At 71.0% G+C, this 18,090-nt stretch carries 14 protein-coding genes; 11 read left to right on the top strand and 3 right to left on the bottom strand.

The features are described from left to right. Positions 1–7: 7 nt before the first annotated feature. Complete coding sequence (locus tag NLX86_RS11195) at positions 8–1,183, bottom strand: glycosyltransferase (RefSeq protein WP_254371491.1); 1,176 nt, start codon at positions 1,181–1,183, stop codon at positions 8–10. Positions 1,184–1,241: 58 nt separating this feature from the next. On the opposite strand from NLX86_RS11195, the gene NLX86_RS11190 reads away from it, so the two are divergent. Together NLX86_RS11190 and NLX86_RS11185 are read left to right on the top strand one after the other, a co-directional pair. Continuing rightward, the gene (locus NLX86_RS11190) at positions 1,242–2,030 is read left to right on the top strand and encodes a glutamate racemase (protein ID WP_254371490.1); all 789 of its coding nucleotides are present in this window, start codon (positions 1,242–1,244) and stop codon (positions 2,028–2,030) included. A gap of 69 nt (positions 2,031–2,099) precedes the next feature. After that, the gene (locus NLX86_RS11185) at positions 2,100–2,660 is read left to right on the top strand and encodes a hypothetical protein (RefSeq protein ID WP_254371489.1); all 561 of its coding nucleotides are present in this window, start codon (positions 2,100–2,102) and stop codon (positions 2,658–2,660) included. Between the two features lie 689 nt (positions 2,661–3,349). Here the strand turns inward: NLX86_RS11185 and NLX86_RS11180 are convergent. Then, positions 3,350–4,414 (bottom strand): O-antigen ligase, encoded by a 1,065-nt coding sequence (locus tag NLX86_RS11180; RefSeq protein WP_254371488.1) that lies wholly within the window; start codon positions 4,412–4,414, stop codon positions 3,350–3,352. Positions 4,415–4,594: 180 nt separating this feature from the next. On the opposite strand from NLX86_RS11180, the gene lnt reads away from it, so the two are divergent. The 7 genes from lnt (at position 4,595) to fxsT (ending at position 15,283) form a co-directional block, all read left to right on the top strand. Then, a complete protein-coding gene (lnt, locus tag NLX86_RS11175) occupies positions 4,595–6,208 on the top strand; it encodes an apolipoprotein N-acyltransferase (RefSeq protein ID WP_374213863.1) in 1,614 nt (537 codons plus the stop codon). Positions 6,209–6,240: 32 nt separating this feature from the next. Continuing rightward, positions 6,241–6,720: an NUDIX domain-containing protein gene (locus NLX86_RS11170; protein ID WP_254371487.1), complete on the top strand. Its 480-nt coding sequence runs from the start codon at positions 6,241–6,243 to the stop codon at positions 6,718–6,720. 97 nt (positions 6,721–6,817) lie between these two features. Beyond that, complete coding sequence (locus tag NLX86_RS11165) at positions 6,818–7,171, top strand: CU044_2847 family protein (RefSeq protein ID WP_254371486.1); 354 nt, start codon at positions 6,818–6,820, stop codon at positions 7,169–7,171. 72 nt (positions 7,172–7,243) lie between these two features. After that, the gene (locus NLX86_RS11160; protein ID WP_308409573.1) at positions 7,244–8,236 is read left to right on the top strand and encodes a trypsin-like peptidase domain-containing protein; all 993 of its coding nucleotides are present in this window, start codon (positions 7,244–7,246) and stop codon (positions 8,234–8,236) included. Then, positions 8,233–9,711 (top strand): hypothetical protein, encoded by a 1,479-nt coding sequence (locus NLX86_RS11155; protein ID WP_254371485.1) that lies wholly within the window; start codon positions 8,233–8,235, stop codon positions 9,709–9,711. Before NLX86_RS11160 ends, NLX86_RS11155 begins: the two co-directional genes overlap by 4 nt. Then, on the top strand, positions 9,708–10,829 hold the full coding sequence (locus NLX86_RS11150; RefSeq protein WP_254371484.1) for a MoxR family ATPase: 1,122 nt from the start codon (positions 9,708–9,710) through the stop codon (positions 10,827–10,829). The genes NLX86_RS11155 and NLX86_RS11150 overlap by 4 nt, the downstream gene beginning before the upstream one ends. After that, positions 10,826–15,283, top strand: coding sequence for an FxSxx-COOH system tetratricopeptide repeat protein (fxsT, locus tag NLX86_RS11145; protein ID WP_302061224.1), 4,458 nt, complete (start codon positions 10,826–10,828; stop codon positions 15,281–15,283). The genes NLX86_RS11150 and fxsT overlap by 4 nt, the downstream gene beginning before the upstream one ends. On the opposite strand, the gene NLX86_RS11140 is transcribed toward fxsT, so the two are convergent. Then, positions 15,243–16,931: an HEXXH motif-containing putative peptide modification protein gene (locus tag NLX86_RS11140; RefSeq protein WP_254371482.1), complete on the bottom strand. Its 1,689-nt coding sequence runs from the start codon at positions 16,929–16,931 to the stop codon at positions 15,243–15,245. The two genes, fxsT and NLX86_RS11140, sit on opposite strands and share 41 nt — an antisense overlap. Positions 16,932–16,934: 3 nt before the next feature. Here NLX86_RS11140 and NLX86_RS11135 point away from each other — a divergent pair, with 3 nt between their 5' ends. Both NLX86_RS11135 and NLX86_RS11130 read left to right on the top strand, forming a co-directional pair. Next, on the top strand, positions 16,935–17,081 hold the full coding sequence (locus NLX86_RS11135) for a hypothetical protein (protein WP_254371481.1): 147 nt from the start codon (positions 16,935–16,937) through the stop codon (positions 17,079–17,081). Between the two features lie 449 nt (positions 17,082–17,530). Beyond that, positions 17,531–18,079, top strand: a complete 549-nt coding sequence (locus NLX86_RS11130; protein WP_254371480.1) for a TQO small subunit DoxD — start codon at positions 17,531–17,533, stop codon at positions 18,077–18,079. Positions 18,080–18,090 lie beyond the last annotated feature (11 nt).

Raw genomic sequence — 18,090 nt, 5'->3', positions numbered from 1 at the left:
CGAGCGCTCATCGGTCCGGGGCGGCCTGCGGCCTGGAGTAGGTCCGCCCCTTCCAGGCCGCGCCGCGGCCGCGGTAGTGCTGCACAGCCGAGTCGACGGTCATCAGCACATACAGCGCCGCCGTGAACGGCAGCAGTGGCGCGAGCCACAGCGACTGCCGGTAGTAGTGGAGCATCGGGACGTACGACCCCGTCATCAGCAGCCACGCCAGGCCCCCCGCCCAGGCGGCGGGGGCGTGACCGGACAGCACCCCGGCGCACAGAGCGACCGGGGGCGCGAGGTACACCACCGCGAGGCCCACGACGGTCCCCAGCAGTAGGAGGGGGTTGTGCCGCAGTTGTGCGTACGCGCTCCGCGACACCATCCGCCACAGATCGCTCAGCCGGGGATACGGACGCACGCTGTCCACGCGTTCGGCGAGCCCGAGCCAGATCGTGCCGCCGCTGCGCCGCACGGCCCGGGCGAGCGAGACGTCGTCGATCACCGCCTGCCGGATGCTCGCCGGGATCCCGGCCCGTACGGCGGCCTCGGTGCGCAGCAGCACACAGCCGCCCGCCGCCGCGGCCGTCCGCCCGCGCTGCCGGTTGACCCACCGGAAGGGATAGAGCTGGGCGAAGAAGTAGACGAACGCCGGAACGACAAGCCGCTCCCAGCCGCTCGCGATGCGCAGCCGGGCCATCTGGGAGACCAGGTCGAGATCCGCCGACCGGGCCGCGGCCACCAACTCCCGCAGACTGTCCGGCTCATGAGCGATGTCCGCGTCCGTCAGCAGCAGATAGTGCGGCTCCCCGGCCGCGCGGGCCAGAGCGATGCCGTGCCGCAGCGCCCACAGCTTCCCCGTCCAGCCGGGCTCCGGCTCGCCGGGAGAGGCGACGGTCAGCGGCAGCCCTCCGAACCGAACGGACAGGTCCCGGGCCAGTTTGCCCGTGCCGTCGGAACTCCCGTCGTCGATGAGGAAGATCTCCGCGTCCCCGGGGTATTCCTGGGCGAGCAGCGAAGGCAGGCTCGCCGGCAGCATCTCCGCCTCGTCCCTGGCCGGCACCACGACGGCGACCGAGGGCCACCGGGGCGGGTCCGTGCGGGGCGGCAGGCGTACGTCCGTACGCCAGAAGAACCCGTGCCCCAGTAGCAACCACAGCCACGCGGCCAGCGATCCCAGTGCGGTCCAGGTAACGGCGCTCACCCGCCGCAGTCTGCCCCACCCGCCAGGGAACGCAAGGGCTGTCGACTATGGTGACCGGATGAAGATCGCGCTCATGGACTCCGGAATCGGCCTGCTCGCGGCCGCCGCAGCCGTACGCCGGCTGCGGCCGGACGCCGATCTCGTCCTCTCCTGCGACCCCGACGGCTTGCCCTGGGGCCCGCGCACGCCCGCCGATGTCACCGAGCGCGCGGTGGCCGTGGCCCGGGCCGCGGCGGCGCACGGCCCCGACGCACTGATCGTCGCGTGCAACACCGCCTCGGTGCACGCGCTGCCCGCGCTCCGCGACGAGCTGGAACCGCACATCCCGGTCATCGGGACCGTACCGGCCATCAAGCCGGCCGCAGCCGGCGGCGGCCCGGTCGCGATCTGGGCGACCCCGGCCACCACCGGCAGTCCCTACCAGCGCGGGCTGATCAGCGCGTTCGCGGACGGTGTCGCGGTCGCCGAGGTGCCGTGCCCCGGGCTCGCGGACGCCGTACAAGAGGCCGACGAAGCCGCCATCGACCGGACCGTGGCGGCCGCCGCCGCGCTCACTCCGGGTGATGTACGAGCCGTCGTCCTCGGCTGCACGCACTACGAGCTGGTCGCCGAGCGCATCCGGGCGGCCGTCCAGCCGCCGGACCTGCCGCCGGTCGTGCTGCACGGCTCCGCGGATGCCGTCGCCGCCCAGGCGCTGCGCCGCATCGGCGCACTGCCCGCCCCGGACGCGGACCCGAGCCGTCGGCTGACGGTCCTGCTCAGCGGCCGCGACGCGGAGCTTCCGGGCCAGGCTCTGACGTACGCGGAAGGCCGCCTGCTCGTCGGAACGGCGGCCCCGGTGCGCTGACGGACGCACTGTCCGTTCACTCTGAGTGACGAGCTGCTACGGGACCGGATCGTAGGTACGCTGCTTGCCATGAAGCACCACCTCCGCGTCGAGGGGGGCATCATCGAGCCCCCGCCCGAGCTCTGGAGCGGCCGCGCCACCAACCGTGTGCAGTGGCTGTTCGCCGCCGCCGGTGCCGCATGCGTGGCGCTCGGCATCGCACTGGCAGTCGCCTCCAGCTGGACCTCCGGACTGGCACCCCTGCTGATGTCGGTGGTCGGCTGTGTCGCAGCCGGGCTGATCATGCTCTACGGCACCCTGGCGTTCGTCCATGTGGCGGTAACGGTGGACCGGGACGCGTTTGAGGTCCGGTGCGGTCACATGGGCGTGCCCCGCAGACGCATCCTGCTCGCGCACGTGGTGCGCGCCGAGTTCGCCCCGAAGGTCACGCCCCGCCAGTGGGGCGGCTGGGGCTACCGCTGGCGGCCCGGCATGGGCACCGCCGTGGTCGTACGCCGAGGCGAGGGCCTCGTGCTCAGCCTGGGCGACGGCCGGGACTTCACGGTGACGGTCGACGACGCGGAGGCGGCGGTACGCATCATCCGCACCCTCCTCCGCATGCCACCGGGCGGCACAACCGCCGAGGCGTAGGCGCTCCGCGCGGGAGCGGTGACGGACGGTCCGGCGGGGGCCGGCGACCGGCGGAATCTGCGGCCGGCGATCGTTCCCCCGACGCCGGCCAGGACGTCGGCGGAGACTGACGCGACAGCGGCGCTCAGGCCGCCCGTTGTTGCCCCGCGCGCGGCCGGTCCGGCGGGGAGAGCGGCCAGCCCTGTGAGGCGGGATCTGTGGCCTGCGGCTGGGGTGCCCCGGCGGCGGCCACGAACCGGCGGAGGGTGACGCGACAGCGGCGCTCACGCCGGTGCCGCGCTCCGCGGGGCGGGCGGGGCGGCCCGTGGGGATGGCAGGCCGTGCGGCGTCAGGCGTGGGGGTCGTCAGCTGCTTGCCGGGGAGCGTGCACGAGGGCGGTCTAACTCGATCGTGTGATGGTCGGCTTCCGGGCTTGCGGCGTCCTGGGCCGTCCGGGTTAACGTGATCGTGTGATCTGGGACGCCGGGTACGGCGTCGGCGTGCGGGGCCCCCGCTCCACCGGAGTGATGGTTCAGGGCCTCCCCGTCGCCTCTGGCCGTACCCATTGGGCCGGATCGCGCAGGGAACCGACCTCCCGGGCCCGGACCACGCACAGGATCGTGTCGCCGCCCCGGGGGTTGAGTACGCCGGGGACCAGTGCGCCCAAGACCGTTCGGGGCGTGCGGCTGAGCGGGCTCACTCCTGCTCAGTCAAGAGGAACGGCGTGTTGGTTCCAGGCGGGGTTCCGGGGCGTCCTCGCGTAGCGGACGGGCTGTTGCCAGGCCCGCCAGCAGGCCCGCGCCCGCCGTTACCGGGGTGAAGCTCAGCGCGTTTCCCACGCTCGCGAACGCCGCCAGCGCGGTCAGCGCCGCCCCCGCGGTGAGTACCACCGGTGTCGGACGCGGCGACCGCCACAGCCCGTACAGCACCCAGCCGAACGCGGCGCCCAGCAGGGCCACCCCCACGACTCCCTGTTCCGCCGCCTGTTGCAGCGCGGCCGAGTGCGGCTTGCCGTCCGACTCCGGTGACTGCTGGGCGGTGGGGCTGAGCCCCCCGAACCGGTCCGGCCCAGCCCCCAGCACGGGATACTCCTTGGCCAGTTCGACCGCGTCCTCCCAGAGCAGCACCCGGTTCCGGGTCAGATGGCCTTCGAGGGACACGGACAGGCCGTCCGGCAGGGCGTCCTCCGCGACGGCCCAGGACAGGCCGGCCATCAGCCCGGCGGCGAGCGCCAGCCCCGCCAGGCCCACCAGCCGGCGCCGCATCCGGGACGCCGCCAGCGAGCAGAGCAGCACCCCCAGCGCCGCCAAGCACCCGGCGGCCGAGCCGAGGGCGGCCGCCGCGCCGGCGATACCCAGGGCGAGCAGCCGGAGCGCGAACCGCAGCACCGGCGGCCCGGCCGCCGAGGCGGCGCAGCACGCGGCGCCCGCCGCCAGTGCCGACAGGGCGGCGTCCGCGCCCGTGTGACCGGGGGCCGGGGCGGCGGTCGTAGCGGGGATGCCGTGGATGCCGTCGGGGGAGGCGAGGGCCAGGCCGAGCGCGGCAAGCGCGACGGTGGCCGCGGCGGCGACCGGCAGCAGGGAACCGCAGATCCGCCCGCACGCGTACCCCGCGGCGACGGCGAGGACGGCGAGCAGCACGCCCTCGGGCCGCGCCTCCCGGCCGTACGCACTCAGCAGCGACCACACGGCGCAGGCGCCGAGCACCATGACACCCGCCGCATCGGGCACGCCGCCGCGCTCCCGCACGGCAGACCGGCCTGCCGGTGCCGTCATCCTGTCGACCCCCCCGCAATAGGACTGGGCACACGGTAACGACAGTGACCCGGGTTTGTGGACGGTTGCGCAGGAACGTTGCTGCACGGGCGCAGTCATCCTGGCCGGACCATCCCGGCGCAGCCATCCCGGCGCGGCCGGGATGGAGGGGACTCGCCGCCCCGCCGTAGACTCCGCCACGTGAGCGCCACCACCACCCCCGTAGACGAGCCGGACCAGCTGGCCCCGCACGCGTCCCCCGCCGCGCGCGGCACCAGGCTGCTGAGGCGGCTCGTACCGGCCGGCGCGGCAGCGCTCTCCGGCATCCTGCTCTTCCTGAGCTTCCCGCCCCGCCCGCTGTGGTGGCTGGCCCTGCCCGCCTTCGCGCTGCTCGGATGGTGTGTGTACGGCCGACGGCTCAGAGCCGCGTTCGGGCTGGGCTATCTCGCCGGGCTGGGCTTCCTGCTCCCCCTGCTGGTGTGGACCGGCGAGGAGGTGGGGCCGGTGCCGTGGCTGGCACTCGCCGCGCTGGAGGCGCTGTTCGTCGCCGGGGCGGGCCTGGGCGTCGCGCTCGTCTCCCGGGTGCCGCTCTGGCCGCTGTGGGGAGCGGCGGTGTGGGTCGCGGCCGAGGCCGCCCGCGCCCGCGGCCCGTTCGGCGGCTTCCCCTGGGGCAAGATCGCGTTCGGTCAGGCGGACGGCTTCTTCCTGCCGCTCGCGGCGGTGGGCGGCACCCCGGTGCTCGGTTTCGCGGTGGCCCTGTGCGGGTTCGGTCTCTTCGAGGCCGTACGCCAGGCCCGTACGTACCGGAGCACCGGCGAACTGCCGCGCAGGGCCGCGGCCGCCGCGGCTCTGACCATCCTGGTCCCGGTCACGGCGGCGCTCGCGGCCCGCCCCCTCGTCGACGCCGGCGCGGAGGACGGAACCGCGACCGCCGCGGTCATCCAGGGCAACGTGCCCCGGCTGGGATTCGACTTCAACGCACAGCGGCGCGCGGTGCTCGACAACCACGCCCACCGCACGGTCGAACTCGCCGAGGACGTCAAGGCCGGCGAGGTGGCGCAACCGGACTTCGTCGTCTGGCCGGAGAACTCCTCCGATCTCGATCCGTACGCGAACCCCGACGCCTACGACGTCATCGACAAGGCCGTGAAGGCGATCGACGCACCCGTCTCGGTCGGCGCCGTGATCGCTCCGGCGACCGGACCGCTGCGCAACACCCAGATCCTCTGGGACCCGGAGAAGGGGCCGACCGGCACCTACGACAAGCGGCAGATCCAGCCCTTCGGCGAGTACATCCCGATGCGCGCCGTCGCCCGCGTCTTCAGCTCCGACGTCGACCGGGTCCGGCGCGACTTCGGGCCCGGCAGCGAGCCCGGCGTCTTCAGCATGGCGGGCACCCGGGTCGGCCTCGTGACCTGCTACGAGGCGGCCTTCGACTGGGCCGTGCGCGACACGGTCAGCGAGGGCGCCCAGATCATCTCGGTGCCCAGCAACAACGCGACCTTCGGGCGCAGCGAGATGACCTACCAGCAGCTCGCCATGTCACGCGTGCGGGCGGTCGAGCACGGGCGGGCCGTCCTGGTGCCCGTCACGAGCGGTGTCAGCGCGGTCATCAGCCCTGACGGCGAAGTGGTGCAGAAGACGCGGATGTTCACCCCCGCCGCGCTCGTGGCCGAGGTGCCGCTGCGCTCCTCGCTGACCCCCGCGACCCGGCTCGGAACCATCCCCGAGGCCGTGATCGTCGCGCTCGCCGCGGGCGGCGCCGGATGGGCCCTGGGCCTGGTCGTACGCGCGCGTCGCCGTACGCAGAACTGAAACGTCCGCCGCACAGAACCTAGGGTCACAGCATGGCAACCCCCGAGTTCATCCGTGAGATCCGGGCCACGGCAGGCCACCAGCTGCTCCTGCTGCCCGGCGTGACCGCCATCGTGTTCGACGACGAGGGGCAGGTGCTCCTGGGCCGCCGCGCCGACACCGGCAAGTGGTCGGTCATCGGCGGGATCCCGGACCCCGGCGAGCAGCCCGCGCAGACCGCGGTCCGCGAGGTGTACGAGGAGACGGGCGTGCGGTGCGTGCCGGAACGGGTCGTCCTCGTGCAGGGGCTGCCGCCGGTCACCTACGCCAACGGCGACGTGTGCCAGTACATGGACATCACGTTCCGCTGCCGGTCGGCCGGCGGACAGGCGCGGGTCAACGACGACGAGTCGCTGGACGTCGCGTGGTTCTCCGTGGACGCACTGCCCGAGCTGAACGACTTCTCGCTCCAGCGGATCAAGCAGTCCCTCACCGACGAACCCACCTGGTTCGAACCCACGGTCATGGACTGACCCACGGTCATGTACTGAAGTACGGGTCCCGGCCACATCGGAGAGGTACCTTCGAAGTTTCCCATGGACGTGGGAGCTGCGGCGGAGGGGGAGCCTGGTGGTTCAACTGGTCAGCTTTCGTACGGAAGACGGCGGAGAGGTCATCGTCGAGATCGGTGACGACGAGCCCGGGGTCGTCGCCGTCTCCCGGATCGGCGACGCGATCGCCGAAGCGACTGGCTCGCTGGATGCCGGGCTGGACCGTATCCGGGGGGTTGCCCAGGCCACGCTGGATCGGCTCGTCTCGCTGCCCCGGCCGCCGGAGGAGGTCACCGTCGAATTCGGCGTGCGGTTCAACGCCAAGGCGGGGGTCGTCATCGCTCATGGGGAGGGTGAAGGGCACCTCAAGGTCTCCATGGTGTGGCGCCGGGCCGCCGCGGATGCGGACTCCGCCGGTCCGGCGAGCCCCTGACTCTCAACTCCGCTCTTACACTGGGATCTACGGGTGCGGGGACATGTGTGACGCTCGGGGGAGACGATCTGCGTGGGTCCGGAACGAGGTCAGGTGCGGGTGCTGTCCCTGGACGGCACGTTATGGGGAGCCGGCGTTCTGGTGGCTCCGAAGGGGGCCGCGGCGCATGTACTGACCTGTGCTCATGTGGTCACAACGGCCCTGGGTGGGTCGTCCGGTGAGCTGTTGGTCGAATTGCCGGGGCGGGACTGGGCTGCCACGGCCCGGCCGTTGGCCGAGGGCTGGTCCCCGTCGCCCTCGTTCGACACTCCCGAGCCCGGTGGTGCTACCGCTGACAGCTGTGATTTCGCAGTTCTGGCTCTGGAATCCGGACAACCTCCTCTCCCGGGCGGCTGCGGGCCGTTGCCCCTGGCGCCATGCGGTGTGCCGCAGGGGCAGCGAGTCGCGGTCATCGGCTACCCGCGCGGTGCGCCCGCCGGCCTCATCGCCACCGCACGGGTGACAGGGGTAGGTGGCCCCTGCCCGGAATGGGTGCAACTGGACGGTTTACGCACCACCGGCGCCGCGGTGGAGCGTGGCTTCAGCGGCGCGGCGGTGTGGGATCCCGTACGGCAGCGGGTCATCGGCCTCATTACGGCCGCGCACTCCGACCGGACCGCGAAGATCGCCTGGATGCTTCCGGTCGAGACCGCCCTCGGACTCTGGCCGCCCCTCGCGGGTGCTGTTCGTCCGGCAGGTCCACGGCCCTGCAGGCCCCCGGCCGTGGAACAGCAGTACCAACTGGCCGATGAGCTACTGGACGTCCCGCAGATTGGTTACGACTCGGGCCGCGCTCTTCGCGAGGCGCTTCCCGCAGCCGTCCGCCGCAATATCCGTGACCACGCCTGGCCTCGTCAGCAACTCCAGGCCGTGGTCCAGGCATGCATGGACCACCGGGACGGCTGCCCGGCGCTGCGCGCCGCGGTACTGAATCTGGGTGGCGGGTCGGTGTCGGCGCTGGCGGCGGCGGGCACCCTCGATCGCATCTGCTGCGCCGCGGAGTCCGGATCGGAGGGCGGTGCATGACTGCTGCCCGCCGGGGGCTGCCGAGGTATCTGGTCGACGCGGTCACGGAAGTCGGCTGTCTGCAGGATCTCGACACCTTGCGCCAGCTCGTGCACAGACTGGGCCGTGAGTCCCGGTCCGCCCTGGACAGCACAACCGGTACCTCTCAGCGGGGCCTCGTCGTCCAGTTGATGGAGGAGCTGTGCGAACGGCCGGCCGGGCTTGCCTCCCTGGTGGAGAACCTGGAGATGCGCGCGGGCAATTCGGTCGCGATCCGCAAGCTCAAGGTGGCCACCGCGGCATGGGAGGTGGAGCTGTTGGACAACGAGGAGTGGGACGAGCTGTTCGGCCTTCTGGAGGGGGTGCGGATACCCGACCTGTACCGCCGCTACTCGGAGTTCCTGCACGCTGGGGGGCGCCTGGTGGCCCCGGTCCACTGCGTGGAGCCGTGGGCGGTCTTTCTGCACGCAGCCACGCTCAGCGCCCGCCCCGGCGAGCCGCTGCCTTGCTTCCAGGTGCTGCAACAGCTGCTGGCTCTCGGCGCCGAGGGGGTACTCCAGCTGGAGATCATCGAGTGGGCTCAGGACCACGACCCGTTCCGGCCGGCCGAGCAACCGCCGGCCCCTCCCGTCGAGAAGGACCCCGGCGCCGAACGTACTGATGTCTGGAGCCCGTCGGACTACCTCATCATCCGGCTCTGCCCGCTGCTGGACTCCGGGCCGGGGAGCGACACTCTCCTGTCCCACTGGCGGCGAGCGCACCCGGGTGAGCAACTGCGGGGCACCGACCGAAGAATCGACCTGAGGAACGCCGAGCGCGAGGTGCAGGCCCTGATCCGGGAGGCCGAGAGTGAGTGGGCGTACTTCCTGAAATCCGACCTCGCCCTGGAGTTCATGCTTCCGCGGGACCTTCTGGACCTCCGTGTGGAACGATGGCGCAAGGCTTCGTTCCAAGGGGTGGGCGCAGTGCTGGGGGAAGATCATCAGGTCGTCGTGCGTAGTCTCGACCGGCTGAACCACCGTGATCTGCACGGTCGTTGGGGGAGAAGATGGGACGCCTTCACCGAGGGAAACGCGGGTCGGGTCCACTGGTTCCCCGAAGACGGCAGACGGCATCTGCTGTCCGACCCGCCACCCGCGGTCGTCGTGCTCAGCGAGCCTCCCGGAGGCGCGCGAGGTGAACAGAGGGCGCACGGATATCTGGACGAACTCGGAGAGGCGCTGAGAGCTGGGGTGCCTGTGGTGTTGTGGGACCGCAGAGCAGGCAATGACCCGGCCTTCCGGACGGCGCTCCGCTCCCTGCTCGGCCTGCACGATCCGCGCGAATTACCAGGCGTGGTCAAGGCGTTGCGCATAGCATCCAGCGACCGCGATCCTGAAGAGGATCTGGTTGTCGGCCGTCACATCGCTCTGCTGTGGGACGACCCGAGCCGGATGCCTGTAGCGACTGCGGGTACCTCCGCGGTTCCTGCCACAACTGGGGAGGAGAGTCCTTGACGCTTCCCGATGACACCCCCGCAACAGGCACCGAGCCGCACGATGCCCGACCCCGATGGTGGATCTACCGGGGCACCGGCGAGCGCCTGCAAGACACCAGTCTGGGCGATCTGTTGCCCCCGCCCCCGCCCTGGCGTCGGTTCAACGGCGGACCGGTCCTTCCGCCACCGCCTCTCGACAGTGCGGAGACCGTACGCCGGCTGGGAGCGCATCCCCCGGTACGCGCCTCCTCCGAGGCGGCGCCCCTGGAAGCGGACATGGTGAACTCGGCCATTCTGCTGCGCCGTCCGCTGCTGGTGAGCGGGCGGCCGGGCACAGGAAAGTCCAGCCTCGCCTACCGGATCAGCCGCGAATTACGGCTGGGACGTGTGCTGCGGTGGCACATCACCAGCCGCTCCACGCTTCAGCGAGGGCTCTACGAGTACGACGCGATCGGCCGGGTCCAGGACACCGCGGCGCTGCGGGCCGCTGCCGGTGGCCCCGACGCAGAGCACGAGGAGGCCACGCCGCCGCCCGCCGTCGGCGACTACGTACAGCTCGGGCCGCTGGGCACCGCCCTGCTGCCCCATGCGGAGCCACGTGTGCTGCTCATCGACGAGCTGGACAAGAGTGACCTCGATCTCGCGAACGACTTGCTCAGCGTCTTCGAAGAGGGCTCGTTCTCCATTCCGGAACTGCTTCGTGCCCGGCGCAGGCATCCGACCGTCACGGTCCTGACGGATGATCCGGGCCGTGAGGTGGAGATCAGCGACGGGTTGGTCACCTGCAACGCCTTCCCCATCGTCGTGATGACGTCGAACAGCGAACGCGAGTTCCCGCCGGCCTTCCTGCGGCGATGCCTGCTGCTCCATATGCCGGAGCCCGACGAGACCGATCTCGCCGACATGCTGACCGCCCACTTCGGCTCGGAGACGGTCGACGAATGGGGCGGCACTCTGATCGCGCGGTTCCTGGAACGCAGCAGGCAACGGGGCGGACTCTCCATCGACCAGCTGCTCAACTCTCTCTATTTGGCGACCTCGCACCGCTCGAAGGGGCAGGACGGTGATCTGCTGGAGCTGGCCGAAGCGCTGTGGCACCGGCTGGACGGGACAGGGCCGGGAACGAGGACCGGATGACCGGGCGGGCAGAGGGCCCGCCGCCACGGCCGTCCAGGCAGGACTTGATGGACGCGCTGTATCTGGCAGCGTGCCAGGACGCGGCTGTTCCGTATCCGTACCGGGACTGGCGACCCGGACGTACGGCGTCCCGCCCTCCGCAGCCCCCCGGCCGGGAGACGCCGGCAAGCACACGGTCCGGCGACGGCAACGGGCGTAACGTCCCGAGCGAAGACAGGCCGGTCGACACGGATGTCGATACGGATGCCGATACGGATGCCGATACGGATGTGGATGCGGACACGGGCACGGGCACGGGCATGGGAACGGCGCAGGAGCACGGCGGCTCGGACCGCACGCGTGAGGAACGGGTGACCGCCCCGGCCACGCACCAGGGCACCGCGGGGGACCCGCCGGCCGACGCCCAAGGGTTCGCTGTGCCGGCCGGCGAACCGTGGACCGTCTCCCGGCAGCAGCCGGAGGACCTCTGGCCGGCGGCTCTGCCGCTGTCGGGCGGCCTCGCCCTGAGCAGGGCCCTGCGGCCGCTGCGGTTACGCCGCCCATTCCCCGGCGCCTGGCAGCTCGACGAGGAGGCCACGGCGGAGCGCGCCGCGGCGGACGGGCTGTGGCTGCCGGTCTGCAGTCCGACGGAGGACCGCCGCCTGGATCTGTCCCTGCTGGTGGACGAGCATCCGTCCCTGGCCCTCTGGCCGGACACGGTGCGCCGGCTACTGGAGCTGATGGAGCAGACAGCGGCCTTCCGCGCCATTCACACGACCCGACTCGACATCGCGGCGGAGGGCGGGCGGATCCGCGCTCTGGGAACCACATCAGGCATCCGGACACCCGGCCCGGACACGCTCGTGCTCGTGGTGACCGACGGGGTCGCCGAGGCATGGCGCAACGGCGATGCCGCCGCCTACCTGTACGCAGTGGCACAGGCATCGCCCACAGCCGTCCTGAGCGTGCTGCCCCAGGAGTTGTGGGAGTTCACGCTCCCCACCGCTGTCAGGGCCCAGTTGACCGTACCGAGTGCCGCCGCACCGAACCGGCGCATCGGCGTCACCCACTCCGGTGCGGCCTCGCCCCTGCTCGGTGAGCCGTCTCGGGCGAGTTCCGCCGTGCCGGTACCCGTACCGCTGCTGGAACTGACCGCGGGTTCACTCGGCCGCTGGGCGCGGCTGGTCGCCTCGGCCGGCGGGCGCCATGTCGTGGCGGCGCTGCTCACGAGCATTCACGGCGATCTGGGGGCCCGGCCCCATCACCGGGTCACCCTGGCGGAACCGCTGCCCGGACGGGCCCGTGAGACGGTGGGCCGCTTTATGGCGAAGGCTTCGCCCATGGCTTTCGACCTGGCCCGCCGGCTCGCGGCGGCTCCGCTCAATCTGCCTGTGATGCGCCTGATCCAGCGGATGCTCCCAGGCGCGGAGGCCTGGAACCTGGCCGAGATCATGCTGTTCGGTCTGCTGCGGCGCACCCGCGAGGGAGACGACGTGGAGGACGCGCAGCAGGTGTCGTTCGACTTCACCGAAGGCGTCCGGGAGGAACTGCTCGGACTCGGCACGCGCGCCGAGACGATGAGCGTCCTGAGACAGGTCTCCACCCACCTGGGCCCACGACTGGCATCCGTGGTGCCAGGTGGGGACGCCCTGGTCGCCTGGCGGGCCGACGCCGCCGACCCCCCGCTGGACGACCGCACCCGGCCCTTCGTGCGGCCCCTGCGCACCGCCCTCTGCGCTCTTTCCGGGCCGTACGCGGCCCGGGCGAACCGGCTGCAGCAGTTGCTGAACGAGGAGCGTCAGCATGCAGCCGCACCGGATCTACCAGCCCGTATGACACAGGGTCACAGATCGACTACGGTGGGCCCGTCGCGCCTTCCACCTCTTCCTGTGCCCGCCCAGCAGGAGTCGTCAGCTTCAGCAGTCCCAGGAGGTTCCGTGTCCACCGTGTCGCAGTCCATTCCCTCGACTGGGCTGACAGAAGCCACATCGGCGCCTCGGCGAATCGGTGCGAATCTGCCGCTCAGGAACAGGAACTTCACGGGTCGCGAGGATCTTCTCACCCAGTTGCGCCAGCGCCTGGCCAGTGGTGTGACCACAGCCGTCCTCCCCGAGGCCCTGCACGGCATGGGTGGTGTCGGTAAATCGCAGATCGCAATCGAATACGTGTACCGGCACGGCAAGGATTACGAGCTGATCTGGTGGATTCCGTCCGAACAGACCAACCTGATCGTGCAATCCCTTATCGAACTCGGGGAACAGATGGGTTTGCGGGCAGGCGCCGACCGAAGCGCCGTGCCCGCCGTCCTGGAGGCGCTGCGAGTGGGCAACCCCTACTCGAACTGGCTCCTGGTCTTTGACAATGCGGAAAACCCGCACGAGGTCCGGAAGTTCTTTCCCCATAACGGTCCAGGACGCGTGATGGTAACCTCCCGCAATTCCCAGTGGTCGACTCTGGCCAGTTCACTCGAGGTTGATGTGTTCACACGTACGGAAAGCGTCGCTCTCATCAAGCGACGCAGTCCGCAGATTCCCGACGAGGCAGCCGACCAGCTGGCCGAATCACTCGGCGACCTGCCACTGGCTGTGGAGCAGGCCGCTGTGTGGCTCGCCGAGACGGGTATGCCTGCCCGTCAGTACCTGGATCTCTTCGAAACCAAGTGCTCGGAGTTGCTCGAGGTCGCACCCCCCGCCGATTACGACCTTCCGGTCGCGGCGGCGTGGAACGTATCCCTCGACCGTCTTCGCGAGGACCATCCCGCAGCCCTTCAGCTCCTGCAGATCTGCGCCTTTTTCGCACCCGAGCCGATCTCCCGGAACTTCTTCGAGGCGGTACGCGGTGTCACCGCTCCGGTCGCCCTGCGCGCTGCCCTGGACGACCCGATCAAACTCTCCCAGGCAGTCCGCGAAATCGGGCGCTACGCCCTGGCCCGGATCGACCACCGGCATTCGACCATTCAGGTCCACCGTTTGGTGCAGCGCGTCCTCATCGAACAGATGAACAGCCAAGAGCGTGCCGAAATGCGCCACTACGCTCACGAGATCCTGGCCAATGCCGATCCCAGGAACCCCCAGCGCCCCGAGGACTGGCCCCGCTACTCGGCTCTGCTGCCCCACGTCCGGGCCACCCGGATGGTGGACTGCGAGGACCCCTGGGCCCGCCAACTGGTGCTGAACGAGGCCGTATTTCTTCAGGCTCGTAGCGACTACGTGGAGGCGCTGGAAGTCGCGGAAGAGGCAGCCGGCATCTGGCGGCGCGCACTCGGCGACGACCACGAGCACGTCATCGCGATCGACCAGGTCCGCGCCCTGGCCCTGCGCTGGCAGAACCAGTACGACGAAGCGTACGAACTCCAGTCGGAGCTGGTCGAGCGCTGCCGCCGGGTGCTCGGCGAACGCAACGAGGCCACCCAGCGAGCCCTGAGCGTGATGGCGATCCTGCTCCGTCTGCGGGGTGACTTCTACCAGGCGCGCGAGCTGGATCAGCGAGCCTACGAGACAACGCTTCGGGAGTTCGGGCCCGACGATCCCGGCACACTGCAGGCCGCTCACAACTACGCGGTGAGCCTGCGGCTCGCGGGAGACTTCGAGGAGGCGTACCGGCTCGACGAGGACACCTACCAGCGCCGCATCGAGGTACTCGGCGACGATCACCTCAACACCCTCAGCAGCCTGTACCAGATGTCCATCGACCTCCAGGAACTCGGCCGGTACCAGGCCGCGGGGGAGAGCCAGGCGAAGCTCAGGGACCTCATGCCGCGGATGCTGGGCGAGGAACACTCCATGACCCTGCGGGTGGCCCGGGAACTGTCGGTCACCCACCGCAAACTTGGCGACCACAGGGCAGCGCTGGAAGTGTCCTCGAAGGTGCTGGAGATGCTCCGCAGGACTTCGGGAGCCGAGTCGCTCGAGACCGTGCGAGCCGCGCTCAACCACGCCACCGATCTCCGCCAGACCGGCGACCTTGCCGCAGCCGCGGAGCTGGGGCAACGGACCATGGAGCAATGCCGGGCCCTGCTGGGCGAGGATCACCCGCACGCCTACGCGACCGCCACCAACCTCGCGGTGACCCTGCGTCTGCTCGGCCGCGTCACCGAAGCCCAGTCGCTGGACCAGGCGGCCGTCAACGGCCTCAGCAGGGTTCTCAGCCCGAACCACCCGCGCTCACTGCTCGCGCGGACGAACCTCGCCAGTGACCTCTTCGCGGTCGGCGAGCACCGGCAGGCCCACGACATGGACACCGAACTGCTGCACCGGAGCATTGAGGCGCGAGGGGAGAGGCATCCGGCGACCATCGCGATCATGCTCAACCTCTCGTACGACCTGAAGAGCCTGGGCGAGACGGCACAGTTCAGGGACTTGCACGGCAAGGCGCTGGCCGCGGCCCGTGCGGTGCACGGGCCCGACCATCCGGCCACCCAGGACGCGGAGATCTTCAAGCGGGCCGACTGCGACATCGACCTGCTGAGCATCTGACGGGGGTTTCCGGGGACCGAGGGTGCGACCCCAGCCACTCGGCCAGTTCCTCCGGCCCGGCTTCGACACCTCGGCGCAGCAAGGCGGCGTGGAGCGCCAGGACGAGTTCCGGGCGCTCCACGAGCAGCGCGGCCCGCGCTTCTCCGGCCAAGCCGATACCGATCCAGGCGGCGGTACTGCCGGCTGCCGCGCGATAGCGGCCGACGGCCTCTTCGATGTCCCCGGCGATCAGGGCCGCGTCCGCCGGCGTGGCCCCCGTGATGCCCAGCGGGTTGACGGCTCCGGCGCCCAGGTCGGCCCGCACGCGGTCAAAGGCTTTGGGGTCGGCAAAGCGCAGCCGGGCCAGCCTGGTTCTGGCCCGCCCGGGTGCTGCCGGTCGTGTGGTCAGACGGGCTGCGGGCAGCAGGACCGGCGGCGGGTGACCGTCCAGCCAGTGCTGTGCGAGCCGGCCGGCGCTGCGTTCGTCCACCACCAGGTGCGCTGCCCGCCAGGTGGCCTGGGTGTCACGGCAGCACAGATCCGCGAGCTGCCCGGGCAACCCGTGCACCGGGTCCGCCCACCACTCGCCGGCCGATTCGGCCAGCGCGGCGACGATCAGTCCTCCGGCCTCCGTCAGGCCGGTGGCGTTGCGCAGGGCAGCGAGCGCCGTACGTAACTCCCAGCGGTGCAGGGCGTACTCGAAGTCGGCTCGCTCGCCGTCCACCGGTCGGCGCCGACGCCAGAAGGATGTCACTCCCGCGAACGCGTGAGCTCCGTACAGCAGTCCGCGCAGCGGTCGCGGATCGTCGCGCCAAGGGGCGAAGTACGCAGGTTCCGGCCCCTCCTTCACCGGCGTGAACAGGGGAGTCAGGTCGCCCACGGCCAACAGCAGCTGATGCCGTGCCTCGTGAATGAGGGTTGCCGCGAAGGACAGCGGGTCGGCGGGCAGCGACATCGACACCGCACCGTAGGCGTCAGGAACCGACGCACTGGTGATCCGTGACGCCCCCGCTCCTTCGATGGGGACCAGCGACCGGACCGTCCCGGTCACCACACGGTACGCGGCGGGATCCCACGCACGCAGCAACTCGTAGGCGTCAGCCGTCCGGGCACGCCATAGCTCCACGTCTTCCGGCGCCAGGTCAACAGGATCGCGCAGGGAGCGGAAGTCGCGGTACGGCGACAGGTGGTCCAGTCCGGCGGCCGGTTCGCGGCCCTGCTGGGCGGCGCCGACGCGCGGCAGGGGAGACCAGCCCTCAGCGGGGGACGACAGATCCTTCGGTAGGCGCACCGACCCGCTGTCACCGAAGATCACCGTACCGCTCGGGCCGCGTTCGACCCCCACCACCGGCCACTCGCCGCGGCTCACAGCACCGGTCAGCCCCAATGAGGGCAGCCAGAGCCGCCCTCTGCGTGCCGGCACCCGAAGCGAGCACCGGGTGCCGGCACGTATCGCGGCGGCGGCGGCCAGCGATCCCAGCACAGCCGTCCCTGCCCACGGCGGGGCATCCGACGAGGCGGCCACCGATGCGTGCGCGAGCTGCCGCAGCAGTTGGAACGCCCAGGCACCGACGGCGGGATCGCGCAGCACGGCCTCCACAGCTTCGGGCTCGGCGTGCTGTACGGCGCCCAGCAGAGCCCACGCGGCAGCGGGACGCGTCGGTGGCACGCCATGCCGCGACCGCCCGTCGTCCGGGTGCTTGGCCAGCTCAAGGATGGCGGTGAGCGCCAGGAGCAGGCGGCTGCGCTGCGCCGACCCGAGCAGTACGAGATCCCGCTGTTCCACATCGCCGACAGCAACGCCGACGAGGGTCCGTAACGGGATCCGATAGGGCTCAGGCGTGATCAAATGTCACGGGTGCGCACTCGGTGCACCGCCGGGCGCACCTCCGCACGTGGGGGCCATGCCGCTCTCGCACAACGGAGCCGCGGCATGCGCCAGCTGCTCGTGCAGCAAGGTGAGTGCCTCCGGCAGGCCATTCACCTCTCTCAGCTCGCCCAAGGGCACAGCTGACAGATCGATGAGGTCCGAGCGCAGGCTCTCGATGGTTCCCGCCGTATACGCCATACCCTCATGGTGACCGAAGCGCCCCCGCTGGGGAAGACCCACTCCCGGACAGCTCCGCCTCGCGACCACTGTGCCCGGGCGGGACGTCCGTATTCCGTAAGGACGACACGGGTTGCCGCCCGTTCGAGAGTGTGAGTGGATCGAAGGAGACCACCTGGGTGCAACGAGTCCGGATGGAGTGACGAGAGGGGTCGCTCACCATGGCTGTGGGAAGCGGAACGACTCCCGGACCGGAGCCGTTGGCGGCTTCACGGCCCTCCCGTGTGGTGCTGGCCGTATGCCGTGTCGCGGTCGGCCTGCTGTGGATCCAGAACGTCTCCTGGAAGCACCCACCCCGCTTCGGCAACAAGTCCGACCCGCCGCGCGACCTGTACGACTGGACGCTCAAAGGGGTCGAAAACGAGGTCTTCGCCCCATGGGCCTGGCTCGTCGAGCACGTGATCCTTCCGCACTTCGCGGTATTCGCGTGGGCCGCGTTCGCAGTCGAGGCGTGCCTCGGCGCGTTCCTGCTGGTCGGCCTGGCCACCCGGTTCTGGGCGCTGGTCGGCCTGGCACAGACGACAGCCATCACGTTCTCCGTGCTGAACACCCCGCACGAGTGGTTCTGGTCGTACATCCTCATGTACGTCGCGCACCTGGCGCTCCTGGCCACCGCGGCGGGACGCGCGTACGGCGTGGACGGCGCCCTGCGCCCCGTCTGGCGGCAGCAGGGTGGCCGGTTCTCACGCCTGCTGCTGCGCACGTCGTAACGGCCCCGAAG

Origin of the sequence: Streptomyces sp. A3M-1-3 (assembly GCF_024213665.1) — a bacterium.
Lineage (GTDB): Bacteria > Actinomycetota > Actinomycetes > Streptomycetales > Streptomycetaceae > Streptomyces.
Note: the sequence above shows the minus strand (reverse complement) of the source record. Positions and strands in the feature narration are given on the sequence as shown.

What these genes read in the sequence shown, in the direction of transcription:
- fxsT (WP_302061224.1), top strand. Translation starts at nt 10,826, where the DNA reads ATGACCGGGCGGGCAGAGGGCCCGCCGCCACGGCCGTCCAGGCAGGAC.
- NLX86_RS11155 (WP_254371485.1), top strand. Translation starts at nt 8,233, where the DNA reads ATGACTGCTGCCCGCCGGGGGCTGCCGAGGTATCTGGTCGACGCGGTC.
- NLX86_RS11190 (WP_254371490.1), top strand. Translation starts at nt 1,242, where the DNA reads ATGAAGATCGCGCTCATGGACTCCGGAATCGGCCTGCTCGCGGCCGCC.
- NLX86_RS11180 (WP_254371488.1), bottom strand. Translation starts at nt 4,414, where the DNA reads ATGACGGCACCGGCAGGCCGGTCTGCCGTGCGGGAGCGCGGCGGCGTG.
- NLX86_RS11185 (WP_254371489.1), top strand. Translation starts at nt 2,100, where the DNA reads ATGAAGCACCACCTCCGCGTCGAGGGGGGCATCATCGAGCCCCCGCCC.
- NLX86_RS11135 (WP_254371481.1), top strand. Translation starts at nt 16,935, where the DNA reads ATGCCGCGACCGCCCGTCGTCCGGGTGCTTGGCCAGCTCAAGGATGGC.
- NLX86_RS11170 (WP_254371487.1), top strand. Translation starts at nt 6,241, where the DNA reads ATGGCAACCCCCGAGTTCATCCGTGAGATCCGGGCCACGGCAGGCCAC.
- NLX86_RS11130 (WP_254371480.1), top strand. Translation starts at nt 17,531, where the DNA reads ATGGCTGTGGGAAGCGGAACGACTCCCGGACCGGAGCCGTTGGCGGCT.